General features: G+C 48.1%; 11 protein-coding genes and 1 tRNA gene. 11 read left to right on the forward strand and 1 reads right to left on the reverse strand.

The features are described from left to right. The first annotated feature begins 175 nt into the window (after positions 1 to 175). The 11 genes from BQ2633_RS05450 (at position 176) to BQ2633_RS11575 (ending at position 14,923) form a co-directional block, all read left to right on the forward strand. The gene (locus BQ2633_RS05450) at positions 176 to 562 is read left to right on the forward strand and encodes a YkvA family protein (RefSeq protein WP_083233963.1); all 387 of its coding nucleotides are present in this window, start codon (positions 176 to 178) and stop codon (positions 560 to 562) included. 1,325 nt (positions 563 to 1,887) lie between these two features. Further along, positions 1,888 to 1,958: transfer RNA gene (locus BQ2633_RS05460), tRNA-Gln, on the forward strand. A gap of 110 nt (positions 1,959 to 2,068) precedes the next feature. Next, positions 2,069 to 3,550: an oligosaccharide flippase family protein gene (locus BQ2633_RS05465; RefSeq protein WP_075565603.1), complete on the forward strand. Its 1,482-nt coding sequence runs from the start codon at positions 2,069 to 2,071 to the stop codon at positions 3,548 to 3,550. A 153-nt stretch (positions 3,551 to 3,703) separates the two neighbouring features. After that, complete coding sequence (locus BQ2633_RS05470; RefSeq protein WP_075565606.1) at positions 3,704 to 5,023, forward strand: M16 family metallopeptidase; 1,320 nt, start codon at positions 3,704 to 3,706, stop codon at positions 5,021 to 5,023. A 247-nt stretch (positions 5,024 to 5,270) separates the two neighbouring features. Further along, on the forward strand, positions 5,271 to 7,481 hold the full coding sequence (gene pnp, locus BQ2633_RS05475) for a polyribonucleotide nucleotidyltransferase (protein WP_075565607.1): 2,211 nt from the start codon (positions 5,271 to 5,273) through the stop codon (positions 7,479 to 7,481). A gap of 602 nt (positions 7,482 to 8,083) precedes the next feature. Continuing rightward, positions 8,084 to 9,625 carry a glycine--tRNA ligase gene (locus tag BQ2633_RS05480; protein ID WP_075565609.1) on the forward strand — a complete coding sequence of 514 codons (1,542 nt, stop codon included), beginning with the start codon at positions 8,084 to 8,086 and terminating at the stop codon, positions 9,623 to 9,625. Between the two features lie 93 nt (positions 9,626 to 9,718). Then, positions 9,719 to 10,420 carry a BamJ family beta-barrel-assembly machinery protein gene (gene bamJ, locus BQ2633_RS05485; protein ID WP_075565611.1) on the forward strand — a complete coding sequence of 234 codons (702 nt, stop codon included), beginning with the start codon at positions 9,719 to 9,721 and terminating at the stop codon, positions 10,418 to 10,420. 188 nt (positions 10,421 to 10,608) lie between these two features. Next, entirely contained in the window at positions 10,609 to 11,361 is a 753-nt protein-coding gene (sufC, locus tag BQ2633_RS05490) for a Fe-S cluster assembly ATPase SufC (RefSeq protein ID WP_075565613.1), read from the forward strand. A gap of 97 nt (positions 11,362 to 11,458) precedes the next feature. Further along, a complete protein-coding gene (sufD, locus tag BQ2633_RS05495) occupies positions 11,459 to 12,829 on the forward strand; it encodes a Fe-S cluster assembly protein SufD (protein WP_075565615.1) in 1,371 nt (456 codons plus the stop codon). Positions 12,830 to 12,999: 170 nt separating this feature from the next. Next, the gene (locus BQ2633_RS05500) at positions 13,000 to 14,205 is read left to right on the forward strand and encodes a cysteine desulfurase (RefSeq protein WP_141700218.1); all 1,206 of its coding nucleotides are present in this window, start codon (positions 13,000 to 13,002) and stop codon (positions 14,203 to 14,205) included. A gap of 592 nt (positions 14,206 to 14,797) precedes the next feature. Then, the gene (locus tag BQ2633_RS11575; protein ID WP_009437177.1) at positions 14,798 to 14,923 is read left to right on the forward strand and encodes a hypothetical protein; all 126 of its coding nucleotides are present in this window, start codon (positions 14,798 to 14,800) and stop codon (positions 14,921 to 14,923) included. 1,389 nt (positions 14,924 to 16,312) lie between these two features. On the opposite strand, the gene BQ2633_RS05515 is transcribed toward BQ2633_RS11575, so the two are convergent. Next, entirely contained in the window at positions 16,313 to 19,270 is a 2,958-nt protein-coding gene (locus BQ2633_RS05515) for a PEP/pyruvate-binding domain-containing protein (RefSeq protein ID WP_075565623.1), read from the reverse strand. Positions 19,271 to 19,361: the final 91 nt, after the last annotated feature.

Here is a 19,361-nt window from a genome sequence, read left to right on the forward strand (position 1 = left end):
TGTGTTCTAGTCACAAAATAAATAGTGCTGTAATTCTGTTTCTTCATTTTTATTCGTAGATTTGCAACCATATTAAGTACTCTCAAACACATCATTCTTTCTACCCCTAAAAACACCAAGAAATTCAATCACCCCAATGAAATTCACCACCGAGACCAGGTGATTAAGGTCACAAATGTTCAAGAAATCTATTGATTACTTATCTTCAACGCTTACCACTATGGAAGATTACCAAAAGTACGAAAAGGAGTATTCAGAAGGAAGCCTCTGGAATACCGTAAAAAAATGGAGTAGCAAACTGGGAGAAGAAGCCATCTACAATGTCTGCCTTCTGTATTATCTAGCTAAATCTCCCAATCTCCCCACATCAGAAAAAATGAAAGTACTTGGAGTACTAGGTTACTTAATACTCCCTGTCGATGCTATCCCTGATTTCATCCCCGTAGTTGGACTAACAGACGACATCGGGGCAATAGCTTATTTAATCAAGAGCCTAGCAACTTACATCACACCAGAGATTAAACAACAGGCAAGAGATCGAGCCCATAAAATAATCCACTAATGAGCGTATCGTTCTGTTGGCGTGTGGATATACTATAGATGTTGCCGATGCTATCTCACAACCTGAGATAAGAAAGAGCCTAGAAACTGAGCACTGCTAGACGTGAAGGACATGGCAACCCTGCCTAGAGGGTAGGCGAAAGAATCTTATCATTACAAATATCTCCGACATTGACAAAATTATGTCGGAGATATTTTTATTTTTCTCCCACGTTTTTCTGAAAACGTGGGAGATTTTCTAGAAAAAGTCGCACGAAATTTGGAGCAACTAGGAAAAAAGCAATGAACGCGAAAAGGGGGAGTGAAAGAAGTCCAAACAGGCGAGTGTAAACGAATCTAAAATCATACCTCTCGCGCGTACGCGTGCGCGCACACTACAGCGATTTTCGCATTTTATCCTTCACAACCTTCACAGAAATCGCTACAATAAACTGTGACACAAGGATTTACAGGTGTATTTCGGACATATTTTAACAGTTCAAACAAAGGAGGAATGAAGGAGAAGGCGATAATAAGAGAGCAAAAACAGGGATATAATACTCATTACAAGCTGATTATAAAGAAATCTGTGAAGGATGTGAAAGCAAAAAGCATGAAATCGCTGTAATGTGCGCACACACGCATGTGCGTACGCGAGCACACGCGCAGACGGGCATGCACGGAGGGCTAAGGCTTCCACATAGAGTTCGCCGCAACCTTAAATCCCAATCGGTCATTAGACTCTGAGCACTATTGCGGTCTAATGACCGATTGGGGTAAAAGGAGGGTATCTAGGAACAGACGTGTAGACATTCACAAGAGAGGACGAACTACATAGAGGGTCAGCAGCTTTGAAGAAAGACACTGACGGAAAGTTTAAGAAGAAACACCCACGCACGTAATCTGGGGGATTTACAGAGAGGACAAAGGTAAACTGAAATGTTGTCCTTAGGTTTTGCAAAGTCGAGAAAGCAGTTTCTAGTACACATCAAAATTTTTTGTCACTTTTATGCCGATTTTTCTCTCTTTGCCCCCATATCTTCCCATATAGTATAGAGGGTACAGCAAAATCAAACGATGCAGCGAAGCAAGGAAGTGAACAACCTTGGAGATTTTTGAGGAAAGATGCTCAAGCGCTCCAGCAAGACTCGCCATTCGATAGAAATCTTGACTGCTTCTTCTCCACTTCGTTTTTGCCGACATCGCAAAATATCGCGCATTTACCACCAAAATCAGCCTCAAAAGCTTGTTTTCGGGCAAAAAAACAGAAAAAACTCACTATTCTCGCATTTTTTTCGCCCTAACTCTTGCATGTTTCAAAAAGAGTTCGTACTTTTGCATCGCAATTGGGTCATGGTGTAATGGTAACACTACAGGTTTTGGTTCTGTCATTCTGGGTTCGAATCCCGGTGACCCAACAAAATGCGCTGATTGGCTGCGTTATCGACGCTGACGATTAGCGCGTTTTTGTGTTTATACCCCTACTTCTTTTTGTTAGTCTTCCACCTTTTCTTTTCCGTCACGGACTATGGCATCACTACAATCGCTCGCCAAAGACACTGCCATCTACGGCATGAGCTCCATTGTGGGGCGTTTTCTCAACTATCTCTTATTTCCACTCTACACACACGTATTTGCTGCAGGCACTGGAGCCAACGGCGTCATCACAAACGTCTATTCCTACACTGCGCTCCTCTTTGTCATTCTCACCTTTGGCATGGAGACGACGCTCTTCCGCTTTCTCAACAAAAATGAGGAGAAAGACCCTGAGCGCGTTTACACCACGGTTTTGGCGATGGTCGGAAGCATCGGTATCCTGTTTATGGCTTTAGCGTGGGCGTTCATCGACCCCATTGCCACACAAATGGGCTATCCCGACCATCACAACTACGTGATGATGATGGCAGCCGTCGTGGCTCTCGACGCTTTTCAGGCAGTCCCCTTCTGCTATTTGCGCTATCTGAAGCGTCCTCTCAAGTTTGCCGCCCTCAAACTAAGCTTTATCGCGCTCAACATCCTGCTCAATCTTCTTTACTTCGTTGTTCTTCCACACGTGATGCCTAGTTGGCAAATCGAAGTGGGACACGTATTTTTTGTCAACCTCATCTGCACAGGGCTCATCACTTTTGGATTTTGGAAAGAGCTCTTTGGCGTGCGCTGGCGCATGGACCGCTCGCTCATCCGTCCAATGCTGTCTTACTCTTGGCCCATGTTGGTGCTTGGCATTGCAGGCATTTTGAACCAAACTATCGACAAAATCATCTTCCCATGGCTCGTGCCTGGTACAGAAGGACGCGTGCAACTCGGCATTTATGGCGCTGCGGTGAAGATTGCCATGATCATGGCGCTCATCACACAAGCCTTCCGCTATGCCTACGAACCGTTTGTGTTTGCAGCCGCAAAGAATGACCAATCGGGGGATAATCGCGCCACCTACGCTGCCACGATGAAATACTTCATCATCTTTACATTGGCAGCCTTTTTGCTCGTGATGGCGTATATCGACGTGCTGAAATACCTCATGGGACGCGACTACTGGGAAGGACTTCCCACGGTGGCAGTGGTGATGGTGGGAGAAATCATCAAAGGCGTTTATTTCAACCTCTCTTTCTGGTATAAACTCACCGACCGCACCATTTGGGGGGCTTGGTTCTCCACCGCTGGCTGTGTGGTGCTGGTGGCTTGCAATCTCTATTTCATTCCACAATATGGCTACATGGCTTGCGCATGGTCTGGCGTGGCAGGCTACAGTGTCGCGATGCTCTTGAGTTACTTCGTAGGACAAAAGTACTACCCCATCAATTATCCGCTCAAAAGCATTTTCCGCTATGTTGCACTCACTGCAGTGCTCTACGTTGGAATGGTGTTTTTTGCCGATTTCATCGATAATAATGTTGCGCGAATTGCCTTTAATACGGTGCTCATCGCCATCTTCCTCACCTATATTGTGCGTACGGATTTTCCGCTCTCCTCACTGCCTGTAGTAGGTAAGTATTTTCGCAAGCACTAAATCTCAAGAAGCTGAAACAGCGAGTCAAGTTTTCTCTCTTGCATTCGTGACTTCTCCCCAATTAAGATTAGTTCCAAATTGGTGTTTGCACCAAAAAACAATTCATTTTCTCCGATTTCATCGGGTTTATCCCCCTCTCACATCCCTATATTCATGAAGAGTTTCCGCTTAGAAAATGGTCTCCGCGTAGTGGTGCACTATCACCCCTCCGAAGTGCTCCACTGCGGCTACGTGTTGTGCACGGGCACTCGCCACGAAGATGTAGCCGACAGTGGTATGGCGCACTTCATCGAGCACATGAGTTTTAAGGGCACCTCACGTCGTCGCTCCCGACAAGTCAATGACTATTTGGAACGCGTGGGAGGTGAAATCAATGCTTTCACAAGTAAACAAGAAACGGTGTACTCTGCCACAGTGCTGCGCAAGGACTTCTCACGCGCAGTGGATGTGCTCACTGATATTGTTTTCCACAGCACCTATCCGCAGGCAGAAATCGACAAGGAAGTGGAAGTAATCATCGATGAAATCGATAGTTATCGCGACAGCCCCGCTGAATTGATTTTCGATGAATTTGAACAATTAGTCTATGGTGACGCTCCTTTAGGTCGCGACATTTTGGGAGATCCCGATCGCCTGCGCACCTACACCACTGCCGATGCGGTGCGATTTGCCAAAGAGCATTACGTTCCGCAAAATGCCGTGTTTTACGTGCATGGAGAAGTGGAGATGCGCACCGTGATTCGTCAACTTGAAAAATGGAACAACTGTAAAATGGTCGGTTCCATCGAAGATAGTTCTTCAAAAAATGCTGATTTCACCGAAGTTTCTTGCGACACTCAACAAGAGAAAGTAGAGAGAACGCGCGATGAAATCGAGGTTTTTCAAAACAAAGAGGAAGAAATAAGCGCGATTCAACCAGCTGCACCGAGTGTGCGCCGCGTCAAACGTGACACTCACCAAGCGCACGTGATGATGGGTGGTCTCACCTTTGGTAGTAATGATGACCGACGCTTTACCCTTCTTTTGCTGAACAACATATTGGGTGGTCCTGCCATGAATTCACGCCTCAACATGGCTGTGAGAGAAAAATGCGGTTTGGTGTATAGCATTGATGCCTATCTCAACACCTATCCTGACACTGGATTCTGGAACGTCTATTTCGGTTGCGACCTAGAGGACGTGGAGCGTTGTTGCAAACTCGTGGAACGCGAACTCGCGAAACTGGCTCACCAACCGCTCACCACTCGCCAACTTCGTGCTGCGCAAGAACAACTCTGCGGACAGATTGGTATTTCTGGCGACAATTCCGAGAGTGCTGCCCTGGCTATGGCAAAACAGTTTGCTCACTTTGGCACCTATCGCAACATTGCGCGCCTATACGACAAAATTCGTGCGATAACAGTAGAAGAACTTCAACAGCTTGCCGCAGAGATTTATCGTCCCGAAGCGAGATACACGCTGATTTATCACTAATCCCGCGAAGAAAGGGCACCAAGAATGACTTTTCCTCTCCCGATGAAATCGGATGTTTTTGAAAAGTGTTCGCAAAATGCAAAGCGTACTTGTAAATATCACAGAGGGAAGTACCTCGAAATCAAATTAAATTAGTAAATTTGCCCCTGTGTGCATGCGAAGATTTTCAGTGCTCCGGCTTGTCACACCACATGGACGCAACTAAGCGGACCAATCCCGACGAAATTATCCATTATAAAAGTATAAGATGAACGTTATTACAAAGACTGTCTCCCTGCCTGATGGACGTACCATCAGCATTGAGACCGGTAAGCTCGCGAAGCAGGCGGACGGCGCAGTGATGCTGCGCATGAACAACACCATGCTTCTCGCTACCGTTTGCGGTGCCAAAGACGCTGCCCCCGGCACCGATTTCATGCCGCTCCAATGTGACTATAAAGAAAAATACTCCGCTGTGGGTCGTTTCCCCGGTGGATTCACCAAACGCGAAGGCCGTGCTGGCGACTACGAGATTTTGACCTCTCGTCTCGTTGACCGCGCCCTCCGTCCCCTCTTCCCCTCTGACTATCACGCAGAAGTGTTTGTGAACATCACACTCTTCAGTGCTGATGGCGTGGACATGCCCGATGCACTTGCCGGTTTCGCTGCTTCTGCTGCTTTGGCTTGCACCGACATTCCTTTTGATGGTCCTATCTCTGAAGTGCGCGTGGCTCGCATCAACGGAGAATTTGTGATCAACCCCACCTTCGAACAACTCAAGGGTGCCGACATGGACCTCATGGTTGCGGCTACTGAAGAAAACATCATGATGGTGGAAGGTGAAATGGACGAAGTGCCCGAAAGCGCTCTCCTCGAAGCCCTCAAAGTGGCGCACGCTGCTATCAAACCTATGTGCCAAATCCAGAAGGAACTTTCTAAGGAATTGGGTAAGGACGTGAAGCGCGAATACTGCCACGAGGTGAACGATGAAGACCTCCGCGCACAAGTGAAGAACGACTGCTACCAAAAGTGCTACGACATCACGAAGTCTGCACTCGAAAAGCACGATCGTTTCGACGCTTTCGAAGCTGTTCGCGAAGAATTTAAGGTGGCTTACGCTGCGGCTCACACAGAGCTCACTGAAGACGAACTCGCTGAAAAGAATGCACTCATCGATCGTTACTACCATGATGTTGAGAAGGACGCTATGCGTCGTTGCATCCTCGACGAAGGTGTGCGCCTCGATGGTCGTAAGACTACTGACATCCGTCCTATCTGGTGCGAGGTGAATCCTCTCCCCGGTCCTCACGGTAGCGCTATCTTCACACGTGGTGAAACACAAAGCCTTTCTACCACAACCCTCGGTACGAAACTTGACGAAAAGATGGTGGACGATGTACTCGATAAGAGCTACATGCGTTTCCTCCTTCACTATAACTTCCCTCCCTTCTCTACCGGTGAAGCTCGCGCTCAACGCGGTGTAGGTCGTCGCGAAATCGGTCACGGCCACTTGGCATGGCGCGGTTTGAAGGGGCAAATCCCTGCAGACTTCCCTTACACTGTACGTGTGGTAAGTGATATCCTCGAGTCTAACGGTTCTTCTTCTATGGCTACCGTTTGCGCTGGTACACTCTCTCTCATGGATGCTGGTGTACCCTTGAAGGCTCCTGTTTCTGGTATCGCAATGGGCTTGATCAAGAACCCAGGTGAAGACAAATATGCCGTTCTCTCCGACATCCTTGGTGACGAAGACCACCTCGGTGATATGGACTTCAAGACCACGGGTACGCTCAAGGGCTTGACCGCTACGCAAATGGACATCAAGTGCGATGGTCTTTCTTACGAAATCCTCGAAAAGGCACTTGCACAAGCTAAGGCTGGTCGCGAACACATCCTCGGTGAGATGATGAAGACCATGGATCACCCACGTGAAGACTACAAGCCTCATGTGCCTCGCATCGAAGCCTTCGAGATTCCTAAGGAATTCATCGGTGCCGTTATCGGTCCTGGTGGTAAAATCATCCAAGGTATGCAAGAAGAAACGGGTGCTACCATCACCATCGAAGAAGTGGATGGCGTAGGTAAGATTCAAGTTTCTGCTCCTAACAAGGATAGCATCGACGCAGCTGTTGCTAAGATCCGTGCTATCGTAGCTATCCCCGAAGTAGGTGAAGTGTACGACGCTAAGGTCATCAGCATCATGCCTTACGGTTGCTTCGTAGAGTTCATGCCTTCTAAGGAAGGTTTGCTCCACATCTCAGAAATCTCTTGGAACCGCCTTGAAAGCGTTGAAGACGCTGGCATCAAGGAAGGTGACAAAATCCAAGTGAAGCTCCTCGAAATCGACCAAAAGACTGGCAAGTTCCGTCTTTCTCACAAGGTTTTGACCGAGAAGCCCGAGGGTTGGGAAGAACGTCCTGCACGTCGTCCTCGCCGCGAAGACGGTGAGCGTCGCCCCCGTCGTGAACAACGCGACTAATTCGCTTTTTAACCTAGTAGGCTGCTTTTACCTTATAAGCTGCGTTTTAGCAGCCTATTAGCTGCATTTTGTCTATAACTTGCATCTGCAGCATAGGATAATATACCATTTGCCCTCACATTCCCAACGGAGTGTGAGGACATTTTTATTATGCTCATCTCTGAAGTAGAATAGAACGATTGGCATCACAATGAAACATCAAGATGAAAACACCTTGATTAAGATTATCGGTTTTCTGATTTCTACAGTATAAAGTATAATTTCTCACCATGACTATAAGAGCGTAATATAAAATTGTTTTGCAACATAGAGAGAACTAACAGAGTAACATCAACAGAAAAACCTTCACATTTTCGCCGCATTTTTCACTCTTCTCCCTTATATCAACCCTTACTATAAAGAGAGGAGAAATGAAGGAGTCGAGGTGGGAAAACGAGCATTGTAAAAAAATCTAATCGATATTTGTATGGAGAACACTGCACTTTATCAATCAAACGGCAGTGACTAGTGGTGAGCCACTGCCTAAAATCGCATAGAAAATGGGGGCAATTCAAAGAAAATCATTACCTTTGCACCAAATAGTCAAATGATAATTACAACACATGGCACAAGAAGACGTTTTTAAGAAAATAGTTTCCCACTGCAAGGAGTACGGATTTGTATTTCCCTCCAGTGAAATCTATGACGGATTGGGCGCAGTCTATGACTACGGTCAACTCGGCGTTGAACTCAAAAATAACATCAAGCAATACTGGTGGCAATCTATGACCTTGCTCCACGAAAACATCGTGGGCATCGACTCTGCCATCTTCATGCACCCCACCATTTGGAAGGCTTCAGGTCACGTAGATGCATTTAACGATCCCTTGATAGACAACAAGGATTCTAAGAAACGCTATCGCGCTGACGTGCTCATCGAAGATCAACTCGCAAAATATGACGAGAAGATTGAGAAAGAAGTGGCTAAGGGTCGCAAGCGTTTCAAGGAAGCCTTCAACGAAGAAGAATTCCGCACCACCAATGGTCGTGTGCTCGAAATCGCTGCTAAGCGCGCTGCTTTGCACGAGCGTTTTGCGGTAGCTCTCAATGATAGCAACCTTGAAGAATTGCGCCAAATCATCTTGGATGAGGAAATCGTTTGCCCCATCAGCGGTACTCGCAACTGGACTGAAGTGCGCCAATTCAACCTCATGTTTAAGACCGAAATGGGGTCTACCTCTGAGGGTGCTTCTACCATCTATCTCCGTCCTGAGACCGCACAAGGTATCTTCGTGAACTACCTCAATGTGCAAAAGACCGGTCGCATGAAGATTCCTTTCGGTATTGCACAAATCGGTAAAGCTTTTCGTAATGAAATCGTAGCTCGCCAGTTCATCTTCCGCATGCGCGAATTTGAACAAATGGAGATGCAATTCTTCGTGAAGCCAGGCACTGAACTCGAATGGTTCAGCCAGTGGAAGGAAACTCGTATGGCTTGGCACCAAGCACTCGGTTTTGGTGCTGAAAACTATCGCTTCCACGACCACGAGAAGCTCGCGCACTATGCTAACGCAGCAAGTGATGTAGAGTTCAAGATGCCTTTCGGCTTCAAGGAAGTAGAAGGTATCCACTCTCGCACCAACTTCGACCTTTCACAGCATGCCCAATTCAGCGGTAAGAAGATTGAATACTTCGACCCCGAACTGGGCGAAAGCTACACTCCCTATGTCATCGAGACTTCTATCGGTGTAGACCGCATGTTCCTCAGTGTGATGAGCCATGCCTACGAAGAAGAACAGCTCGAAGGTGGTGATAGCCGCGTGGTGCTCCGCTTGCCAGCTGCCCTCGCTCCTGTGAAGTTGGCAATCTTCCCCTTGGTGAAGAAAGACGGACTCCCCGAGAAGGCACACGAAATCATGAACGAATTGCGTTTCCACTTCAAGTGTGCTTACGAAGAAAAGGATTCTATCGGTAAGCGCTATCGTCGTCACGATGCCATCGGTACACCTTTCTGCATCACCGTTGACCACGAAACACTCAATGATGGTTGCGTGACCATACGCGAACGCGACACCATGAAGCAAGAACGTGTGAAAATCGAAGACCTCCGTGCTTTGATTGAGGACAAGGTGTCCATCACATCTTTGCTCAAGAAACTTAAATAATCTCTCGTTGTCCCCACCTTGTCTGCATTGGCAAGGTGGGTGCAGCGCAGTTAGTCAAGGATTTCTATGAATCGCGCAAATTTCTCTACTCTTATGTCTGCTCTTCGTGCTGGATATACGGGAAGTTGGGGCTTGATGACTCAAACTTTCCGTGCTTGTTTTGTGCTCCTTCTTGTGGGCTGCGGTTGGGCAGTGACTGCTTGTTCTAGCGATGAACCCTCCGACCCCGTCTACGAAAATTGGACAGCACGTAATGCTGCTGCTTTTTCCGATACAATGCGTGTAGCACGCACGGCTATTGCACAAGCCAAAGCACAATATGGCGATGCCTGGACAGAACATACCCCTTGGCGCGTGTTTGGCAACTACACACTCGGCACGGGAGGAAAACCCACTGCCAATGACAGTTTGGTGGTGCGTGTGGTGAATAGTCAACTCTCTGCTGCTGAAGCTCTCAAAGCACCTCGCCCCCTCTACACCGACACTGTGCGCGTGGCCTACATGGGACGTTTGATGCCCACTTCGGCTAATCCTGCGGGAAAACTCTTTGACTATAGCGGTCCTTCTAAACTTGAAAGCGATGTGTTTAACCCCACTCTCGGCACAGCTTCTAAGTTTGCCGTGAGCAACTTAGTGGTTGGTTTCACCACCGCTCTCCAACAAATGCACGTAGGCGACCGCTGGCGTATCTTTATCCCAGCCAAGTCGGGCTACGGCAATGCAGCTCAAACTTCTATTCCAGCAGGTTCGATGCTCATCTTCGACTTGCAGTTGCAGCAGTTTTGGCACCCCTAATCTGTCCTTCATCCGCAAGATGAAAGCGACATTGTACAAAGCAAACAACAACACAACTATATAATAAGCCACAGAGTGAGATTGTCCTCAATCAAACAAAGTGGCAAAGGAGAAAGTTATGATTTCTAGCTCATCATGCTTGAATTCTGAGCTTTCTTCTGGAAAAAACTAAACAGCTCTACAAAATCATGCTCGAAATACGCAATCTTCACGCTTCTGTAGAAGGCAAAGAAATCCTTCGCGGCATCAACCTCACAATCAACGATGGTGAGGTGCACGTGCTCATGGGACCCAATGGCTCAGGAAAGTCCACACTTTCCAATGTGCTTGTGGGTAACCCTAAGTTTGATGTGACAGAAGGTGAAATCATTTTCAACGGTAAAAACCTTCTCGAACTCGAACCCGAGGAACGCAGCCACGAAGGTATCTTCATGTCGTTCCAAGCTCCCATCGAAATTCCAGGTGTTTCGATGACCAACTTCATGCGCGCTGCCATCAACGCTAAGCGTGAATACTTCGGTCAAGAACCCCTCTCTGCTTCTGATTTCCTCAAGGTGCTTCGCGAAAAGCGTAAGCTCGTGGGACTCGATGCTCACTTCATGAGCCGTGGTGTCAATGAAGGTTTCTCAGGCGGTGAACGTAAGCGCAACGAAATCTTCCAAATGGCAGTGCTCGAACCCAAGTTCTCCATTTTGGACGAAACGGACTCTGGTCTTGACGTTGATGCGCTCCGCATTGTGGCTGAGGGCTTCAACCAGCTCCGCAAACCTGAGACTTCTGCGCTTGTGATTACGCACTACCAACGCATGCTCGACTATCTAAAGCCTGACTTTGTGCACGTGATTGTCAATGGTAAGGTGGTGAAAGAAGGCGATGCTTCACTCGGCTACGAAATTGAAAAGCGCGGTTTTGACTGGATCAAAGAAGAATTGGCGCAATAAGACAAAAATAGGTACTGCTCTTGCCGTGCCTCATTTGTGCTGATGCCTAATAACCTAAAGTTTTTTGCTTCACACCTCAACTAATTCTTCTGAACTTATGTCCAGTCTTCAACAATATCTCGATCTTTATCGCGATGCCCACGACCTCATCGACCAACACAGTTGTGCTGTGCTCAATGAGCGTCGCAAGGAGGTAGCGCAACTTTTGCAAGATCGTCAGCTCCCCAACACGAAGGTGGAGCGCTACAAATATACAAATGCCGATGCCGCCTTTGCTCCCGATTTTGGCATCAATATCAAACGTCTCTTGGGTGGTGCTCAGGCTAAAAAGCTCTGCAAATGCAGCGTTCCAGGACTTCCCACTTATGCTCTGTATGTGGTAAACGATGTGGTGATGCCGATGTCGGAGGAAGAACAACTCCCCGAGGGAGTGACCGTGCTCTCCTTTGCACAAGCTGCTGCACAATGCCCTGAGCTCCTCGATAAGTATTATCACAAGGCAGCGCAACAAGAACCAGCCAATGCCCACAAGAATGTGCAGCGCACGGAGTACGATGCGTTGACTTTGCTCAACACCTTACTCGTGCAAGATGGTATCTTAGTCCATCTTGCGGCTGGGGCTAAGCTCGATAAGGCTTTGCAAATCGTCTTCCACACGCAGTCAAAGCAACCCATCATGGCGAATCGCCGCCTCCTCGTAGTGGCAGAAGCCGATAGCTTTGCGGATATTCTAGTCTGCGAGCACGCAAAGGGATTAAAAGACAGTCTTTCCACCCAAGTCACTGAAGTATATTTGGATGACAAAGCCGCTGTATCCATCTACAATCTCGAAGAGACACGCGAAGGTCACAGCCGTTTTACCAATATCTACGTAGAACAACAGAAGGAAAGTCGTTTCTCTCTCAACAATCTAGCCCTCAGTACTGGTATTTCTCGCACCATGACCAACGCTCGCTTGTTGGGCGAAGGTGCAGACTGCCAAACAGCCGGTATGGCTATCACCGATGGCAAGCAGCATGTAGACAATACCCTCCTTGTGGATCACGTGGCAGAGAATTGTACGTCCGATATGATGTACAAGTATGTGCTCGACGGTGATAGCACTGCTGTGTTCGCCGGAAAAGTGATGGTGCGTCCCGATGCTCAGAAGACTCTGTCACAACAGAGCAGTGCCAATATCTGTTTGTCGCCTACGGCACACGTGCATGCCCTTCCTATGCTGGAGATTTATGCTGACGACGTACGTTGTAACCATGGCGCTACGATTGGTAAACTCGATGAAGGTGCGCTCTTGTACTTGCGCCAACGCGGTATTCCTCTCGCAGAAGCCAAGTTGTTGCTACAACATGCCTTCGTGAACGATGTGTTGCAACGCATCCCCATTGAAGCCCTCCGTGAGCGCTTGTCGCATCTTGTGGAACTTCGTTTCCGTGGTGAGTTGCACCATTGCCAAGATTGTCACTCCTAAAGTGGCATTGCTCCCTTGCACAATTCAAATGAACTAAATATAATTCCGCACCGCTACCGGGTTGAGCCGCTGCGGTGCGGAATTTCTTTTGAACTGATGCACGCGCACAGCCAAGATGGATGTTCATCATCGCATCAGTTTGTGACGCATCGCTATGATTTATGATTTCTATGTACACCTATCGTCAAGATTTTCCAATACTTTCTAGAGAGGTCTACAAGCATCCGCTTGTTTACTTTGACAATGCTGCCACAACGCAGAAGCCGCAGTGTGTGATTGATGCCATTGCGCGCGAATATGCGGAGGTGAACGCTAATGTGCACCGAGGGATTCACTATCTTTCGCAACAAGCTACAGAGCTGCACGAAGCTGCACGAGAAACCGTGCGTCAGTTTATCAATGCACGCAGCACGAGTGAAATCGTTTTCACACGTGGCACCACAGAGAGCATCAACCTTGTGGCATATTCCTTCGGAGAAGCCTTCCTGAAAGAAGGCGACGAAGTGATCCTTTCTGTGATGGAGCACCATTCTAACATCGTGCCTTGGCAGTTGCTACGCGAGCGAAAAGGTATTGTGATTAAAGTAGTGCCGATGAATGAGGCGGGTGAATTGGATTTGGAGGCTTATCGCGGACTCTTTACGCCTAAAACTCGCTTGGTGAGCATCTGTCACGTGAGCAATGTGCTAGGGACGATAAATCCTGCACAGGAGATTATCCGCATCGCTCATGAAGCTGGAGCAAGAGTGTTGCTAGATGGTGCTCAGAGTGTGCCACATTTTGCTGTTGACGTACAAGCCTTGGACTGCGATTTCATGGTCTTCAGTGGACACAAAATCTACGGTCCCACAGGCATTGGCGTGCTTTATGGTAAAGAAGACTTGCTCGACCAACTCCCTCCTTATCAAGGTGGTGGAGAAATGATAGCGCGTGTGAGTTTTGAGCACACCACTTTCGAGCGTCTCCCCTATAAGTTTGAAGCCGGTACACCCGACTATGTGGGTACGCATGCTTTAGCCACTGCGCTGGACTACATCTCTGCTATTGGGGTGGACAAAATTGCAGCGCACGAGGAAGAACTCACCCAATATGCCATGACTCGTATGCTTGAGGTGGAAGGCATGAAGTTTTTCGGCACAGCCGCTGCCAAGACTTCTGTCGTGTCGTTCAATGTGGGCGACATCCACCCCATGGATTTAGGCACGCTTCTCGACCGTCTGGGCATCGCCATCCGCACGGGACACCACTGTGCACAACCGCTCATGGCGCGCTGTGGCGTGGAGAGCATGGCACGCATCTCCTTCGGTCTCTACAACACGCGTGAGGAAGTGGACAGCTTCATCAAAGCGCTCCAGCGCGTGGTGGGTATGTTTTGAGGACAAATGCTTACTTGCTGCATGATGTCCCCCACACTCACCCACAACTGAAGACTTGTCCCTCGGTGGAGAATCTTCTAGTGGCGAGCCGAACTTCACACTCCCAAGCCAGTTAACTATATTTCCAGTGTTTGAAAGAATGCGTTTCAAACACTGGATTTCTTTTATCTGCTCTCAACTACCTTATTGGTATATATAAGAATGAACAGCCCAGTTTTTCGTATGTAATTGCAGTAATCAGGGTGAATAATCGGATATATCCAAAATGCCAACTGTGGATTTCAGCGTTTGACATGTAGAGATTGCAGACGTTTTGTGGGGCTTGGAAGAATCGTTCAGACACTGTCGGCGTTTGTCACCATGATGGTGGCAAGTTGTCCATAGTTCCTGCTAAGTTTGCCTGTCAATTCGCCGGTGAGAAATGGCTTGAACGACACTTTTTCTTCAAAAAACTTGCATTTGCTCGTTTTCAGTCGTACTTTTGCACCTGTAATCAGAGCACTACTGCTCACCACAAAAACAGAACATTATATTAACAAACAGCAAAATGTTGTTGACAACATGAGCTGTTGCACAACTAAATTAGAACATTATGAAACAACAAAAGATGATCGACGAGCTGATGTATCGCATCGACCGATACCGCTCCATGGGTAATGGTGCTATGGCACAAGCCCTCAACCAACAACTGCGTGCACTCAATGCGCAAGTAAAATGAGATTCACCAGAAGCAACAGAATATTCGGAAATCGAATAAGGAAAGCTTCAAAAATCTACAAGAGATAGATTCTCATTTTTCCATCTCCGTCTTCCCAATTCGGGGAAGTCGAGAGCGATGGATTGAAATTTTATTCACCAGTTGTCGTAACAAATGGTTACGCACAACGCAGAAGACGACGAGAAAGCCCAAAAGGCTTTCCTTTTTTTGTGCCTAATCGGGAAAGGATCAGGGCACTTTTTCTAATCATACCAGAACTTGTGAGCAAACACACATGGCTCAAAAACACATATCCCCTTTTACCGTGAGGTCACAAGCGGCAACCTAACCTTCGATGGAGGAACACAGCAGCACACACAAATATCGATTATCTCTGCTCACAATCTTCCACTTTCTGCCTTAGCCCTTCGTTGAGCCCCCTGTTTATATATGGGTCGAAAAAGGGGCAAAGAGAGAAAAATCGGCAAAAAAGTGAAGTTTTTTCTACTCATACCACTTATTTTGACAACCACACATTACAGAATAAAACAAAACGCATTTTCTACGTAAAGGCCACGGACTAATTCTGCCAGTTTCATCGCTAAAGCCCATAGCTCATTTTTTGGACTAAAATGGTGCAAAAGTGGAGGAAGAAATCAGGGGAATTTCATGTCAGTCAAGATTTCTTGTTGGACATCATATTTTACTCAGAAAAAATCGGCTTTTCTCGCGCGCACGTGACACGCGCGCGCATTCCCTGGGATTCTTGCTTTTTTGCTTTCACAACCTTCACACGTGGTAGTGGGAAACGACGGTTTTTCGACAAGAAAAAAGGGAGAAAAAGCAACCTTCACAGAGTGCCATGCTAGCAAACAACAGCGAACTTTCAAAAACGTGGGAAGAATATCCAAAAAAGTCCGACGTTTTTCGGAAAATGTCGGAGAAAAAAAGAAAAACGTCGGAGCTTTTCTCAAGGAAACTCCGACGTTTTTTCATTCCCTTTCGGTGAAGGTTGTGAAAGCAAAAAGTGCAAAATTGCTGTGATGCGCGCGCGTGAAGAGGGCACTGATGAAAAGCGAAAACTCTACGCAGTAATTGCGACAAAAAACGAGCCATTTGTGAGACAAATTTGCCGAAGGTGAAAATCGATGGATTTGCCCACCCATGTGCCTCAGCACAAGTAGAGGAGTCCTCACAGCCAGATGCCACGCAAACTTGCAAGTGCTTTGGCACGCTCTCAAAAAGAACCGCAGAAAACTACACATTTGTCAAATGCACATAGCAGAACAAGGTGTAATATCACTTTTTATGTCACTTTTTCGGCGATTTTTCTCTCTTTGCCTAGTTATCCTCCCATATACTATTAGGGAGACACCGACACAAGAACGCAGCACAACCAACACCACTACTCTACTCTTCGGTCAGCACATAGCCCAACTTCTTCTTGCCATCGACCTTGATGGAGAGGGCATGTGGAAAGCGCACATGGCGCACGTGAGCTGTTTCCTCCACAGCAGGGAGGGCATCAAGGACTGCACGATTGTAGACTCCGTCGCCATTGAAGTCGTTGATGGTGAAATAGCCCACCCCGAAGGAGGTGAGGTTTTGGAAAAAGTGGGTACCTTGCGAAGGATCCACGCGATAGTTGGTCAATCCTGCCTCAACGATGATTCGTGCAGCTGAGATATTGGGCCACTTTACCGGAATCCCCAACCACGAATCGCTCGACCCCCAACGTCCTGGACCCACCAAGACATAGTGCTCGCCTCGATCGAGGAATTTGGCATTGATGCGCGAGATTTCTTCCGCAATCAAGGGGTTATTTCCTGCATTGTAGCCGTCTGTTTTGACATAAACGACATCGGTGATGTCGTCCATTTGTCCGTGACCGAGGGCGTTGTTGCTTTGCAGCAGAATGGTTTCAGGGCGAATTTCAGAAAGATTGATATGGACATCGCTTTTCACATCGACCATCGGGCGGATTTGCAGCATATAGAACACACAACTGCGTGTGGCTGCATCGATTTCCACAGCAAATTCGATTTCCACAGGGCGGCGCATCGCCTCTTGTCCGAGGCGCAAGACTTCGCGCAAGAGATGCGGCAGGGGCACGACATCGTGCTCCAAAACTCCCACAAAACTGATAATTTTTCGTCCATCGGGATACACACCTGGATAGATGACTTGATCGGTGGGATTGTAGGTCGAAGCAAGATATTGCAACGCACCGTCTTTGTCGGCTTCTCGCACAGAGAGTTTCAAGAGATTGAAAGCATCGTCTACGGAGAAATTCTCACCCATATTCTTCAGATCGAGGGCATAAAATCTGGTTTGCGTTTCGCGCAATGCCATTTCAGTGTCCGACATCTGCAACACTTTTCCCGGATGATGGGGACAGATGCGCAAGGTTTGTCCGCCATCTACAATATATTTTCCCAATCCGAGGGCTAGACTCACGATGCCCTCTTCGGCTCGCTCGTCCCCGATGGGATAGTAGTTCAACGAACGTCCTACACCCGATATACTGGGATAGTAGCGATCACCATATTGTCGTCCCACAACTTCTTGCAATATCACTGCCATCTTCTCTTGGTCGATGACGTTGCGCGTGGCTTGCATGTAGGCTTTGGAGTCTTTGAAGAAAACAGAGGCATACACTCCCTTGATGGCATCGCAGAGCATGGAGAGCATGCGGTGACGATTGTCCAACAGGGGCACCATGTAGGTGTTGTAGATACCTGCAAAGGGCTGATAGTGGCTGTCTTCGAGCAACGAACTGGAGCGGACGGCAATGGGACTGCTGGTAGCTTCAATGAAGGTGAGGATGTCGCCCTCCAAACTTGCAGGAAGTGTGGCGCGGCGGAAGGCATCAAGGATGACGGCATCGTCGGCATCGGAGAGCGCAAGTTGGTAGAGATTATTGTGGTCCATGAATTCCTCGAAGAGGTCGGTGCAGAGCACTACGGTCTTGGGAATCATGACGGTGGCATTGTCAAACTGGTTGAGTTCGGGATGATGCTTCACGATGTTGTCGATGAAGGCAAGACCACGACCTTTGCCTCCCAACGAACCTTCTCCGATGCGCGCAAAATTGGAGTAGCGGTCGAAACGATCGCGACGGAACACAGCAACGACTCCTCGGTTTTTCATGCGGCGGTAGTCCACAATGGCTTCAAAGATGGCGCGACGGTGGGCATCGATGTCTTGGAGCTCTTGCCACGAGAGTTGTTTGACAAACTCAGCAGCAGGAAACATGGCGCGACTGCGCAACCAGCGCGACACGTGGTTGCGGGTGATGTGATAGAGTAAGGATTCTGCTGGTACGCTGAGAATGGCGGATTGCATCTCTTTCAAATTGTGAGCGCGCATCACCTCTTGGTGAGTTTGCGGATCGCGGAAGATGAAATCACCAAAACCGAATCGTTGTTTCACCACTTCGCGGAGGTCCACCGCCATCTTCTTGGAGTTTTTGTCGATGAAATCGGCATTGTAGGCTTTGGCTTGAAGGGCATTTTCCGACTCTGCCGACTCGAGGATGAGCGGAAGGAAGGGGTCGCGTTTGCGCAACTCAGCCAGCAGATGCACCCCAGCTTGGGGATCCACAACACCGCCACGGGGGTAGCGCGCATCGGTGATGACGCCCAGCACGTTGTTGGGGTGGCGGTCGTAGAGGTCGATGGCTTCTTCGTAGGTGCGCGCCAATACGATTTTCGGACGTCCGCGCATGCGAAGGGTGCGCTGGTGCTCGTTGAGAGCTTCGGTGGCAAACTCCATGCTCTGCTGCAACACGAATTTGTACAACTCGGGCAGAACAGAGGAATAGAAACGGATATTGTCTTCGACAAGAATAATCTGTTGCACACCCCCTTCTTCGATGTCGTGATCGAGATTCATCTTGTCTTCAATCAACTTGATGATGGAGAGCAGCAAATCGGTGTTTCCCAACCAACAGAATACGTATTCAAAGTCGGAAAGGTCCTCATTTTCGATGCGCGCGGTGATGCCGTGACTGAAGGGGGTGAGCACCACGAGGGGAATGTGCTGAAATTGATGCTTGATGCCTCGGGCAATGTCGAAGGTGTCGCTATTGTCTGTGCCAGGCATCACAATAATGAGGTCGAAAGAATTGCGTTGCAGTTCCGCCCATGCCTCAGCCTCAGTGCTCACTTGCGTGAAGCGCGGAGGATAGCGCAAGGAGAGTGCGGCATATTCATTGAAGAGTTTCTCGTCTATACGTCCATCGTCTTCGAGCATGAAGGCATCGTAGGGGTTGGCGATGAGGAGCACATTGAAGATACGCCGTGTCATGAGATTGACAAACGAGGTATCTTTGAGATATAGTTGATTGAGGAGTTGTTTGTCGAGCATACGAGTTAGACGTTAGAGGGTCGCGGACCCGTTTTGCTCGCCACGACAAGCGTGGCTCGGGTCTTGTTGATTATAGGAATAGTAGCAGGTA

Origin of the sequence: Ihuprevotella massiliensis, from assembly GCA_900095835.1 — a bacterium.
Taxonomy (GTDB): Bacteria; Bacteroidota; Bacteroidia; order Bacteroidales; family Bacteroidaceae; genus Alloprevotella; species Alloprevotella massiliensis.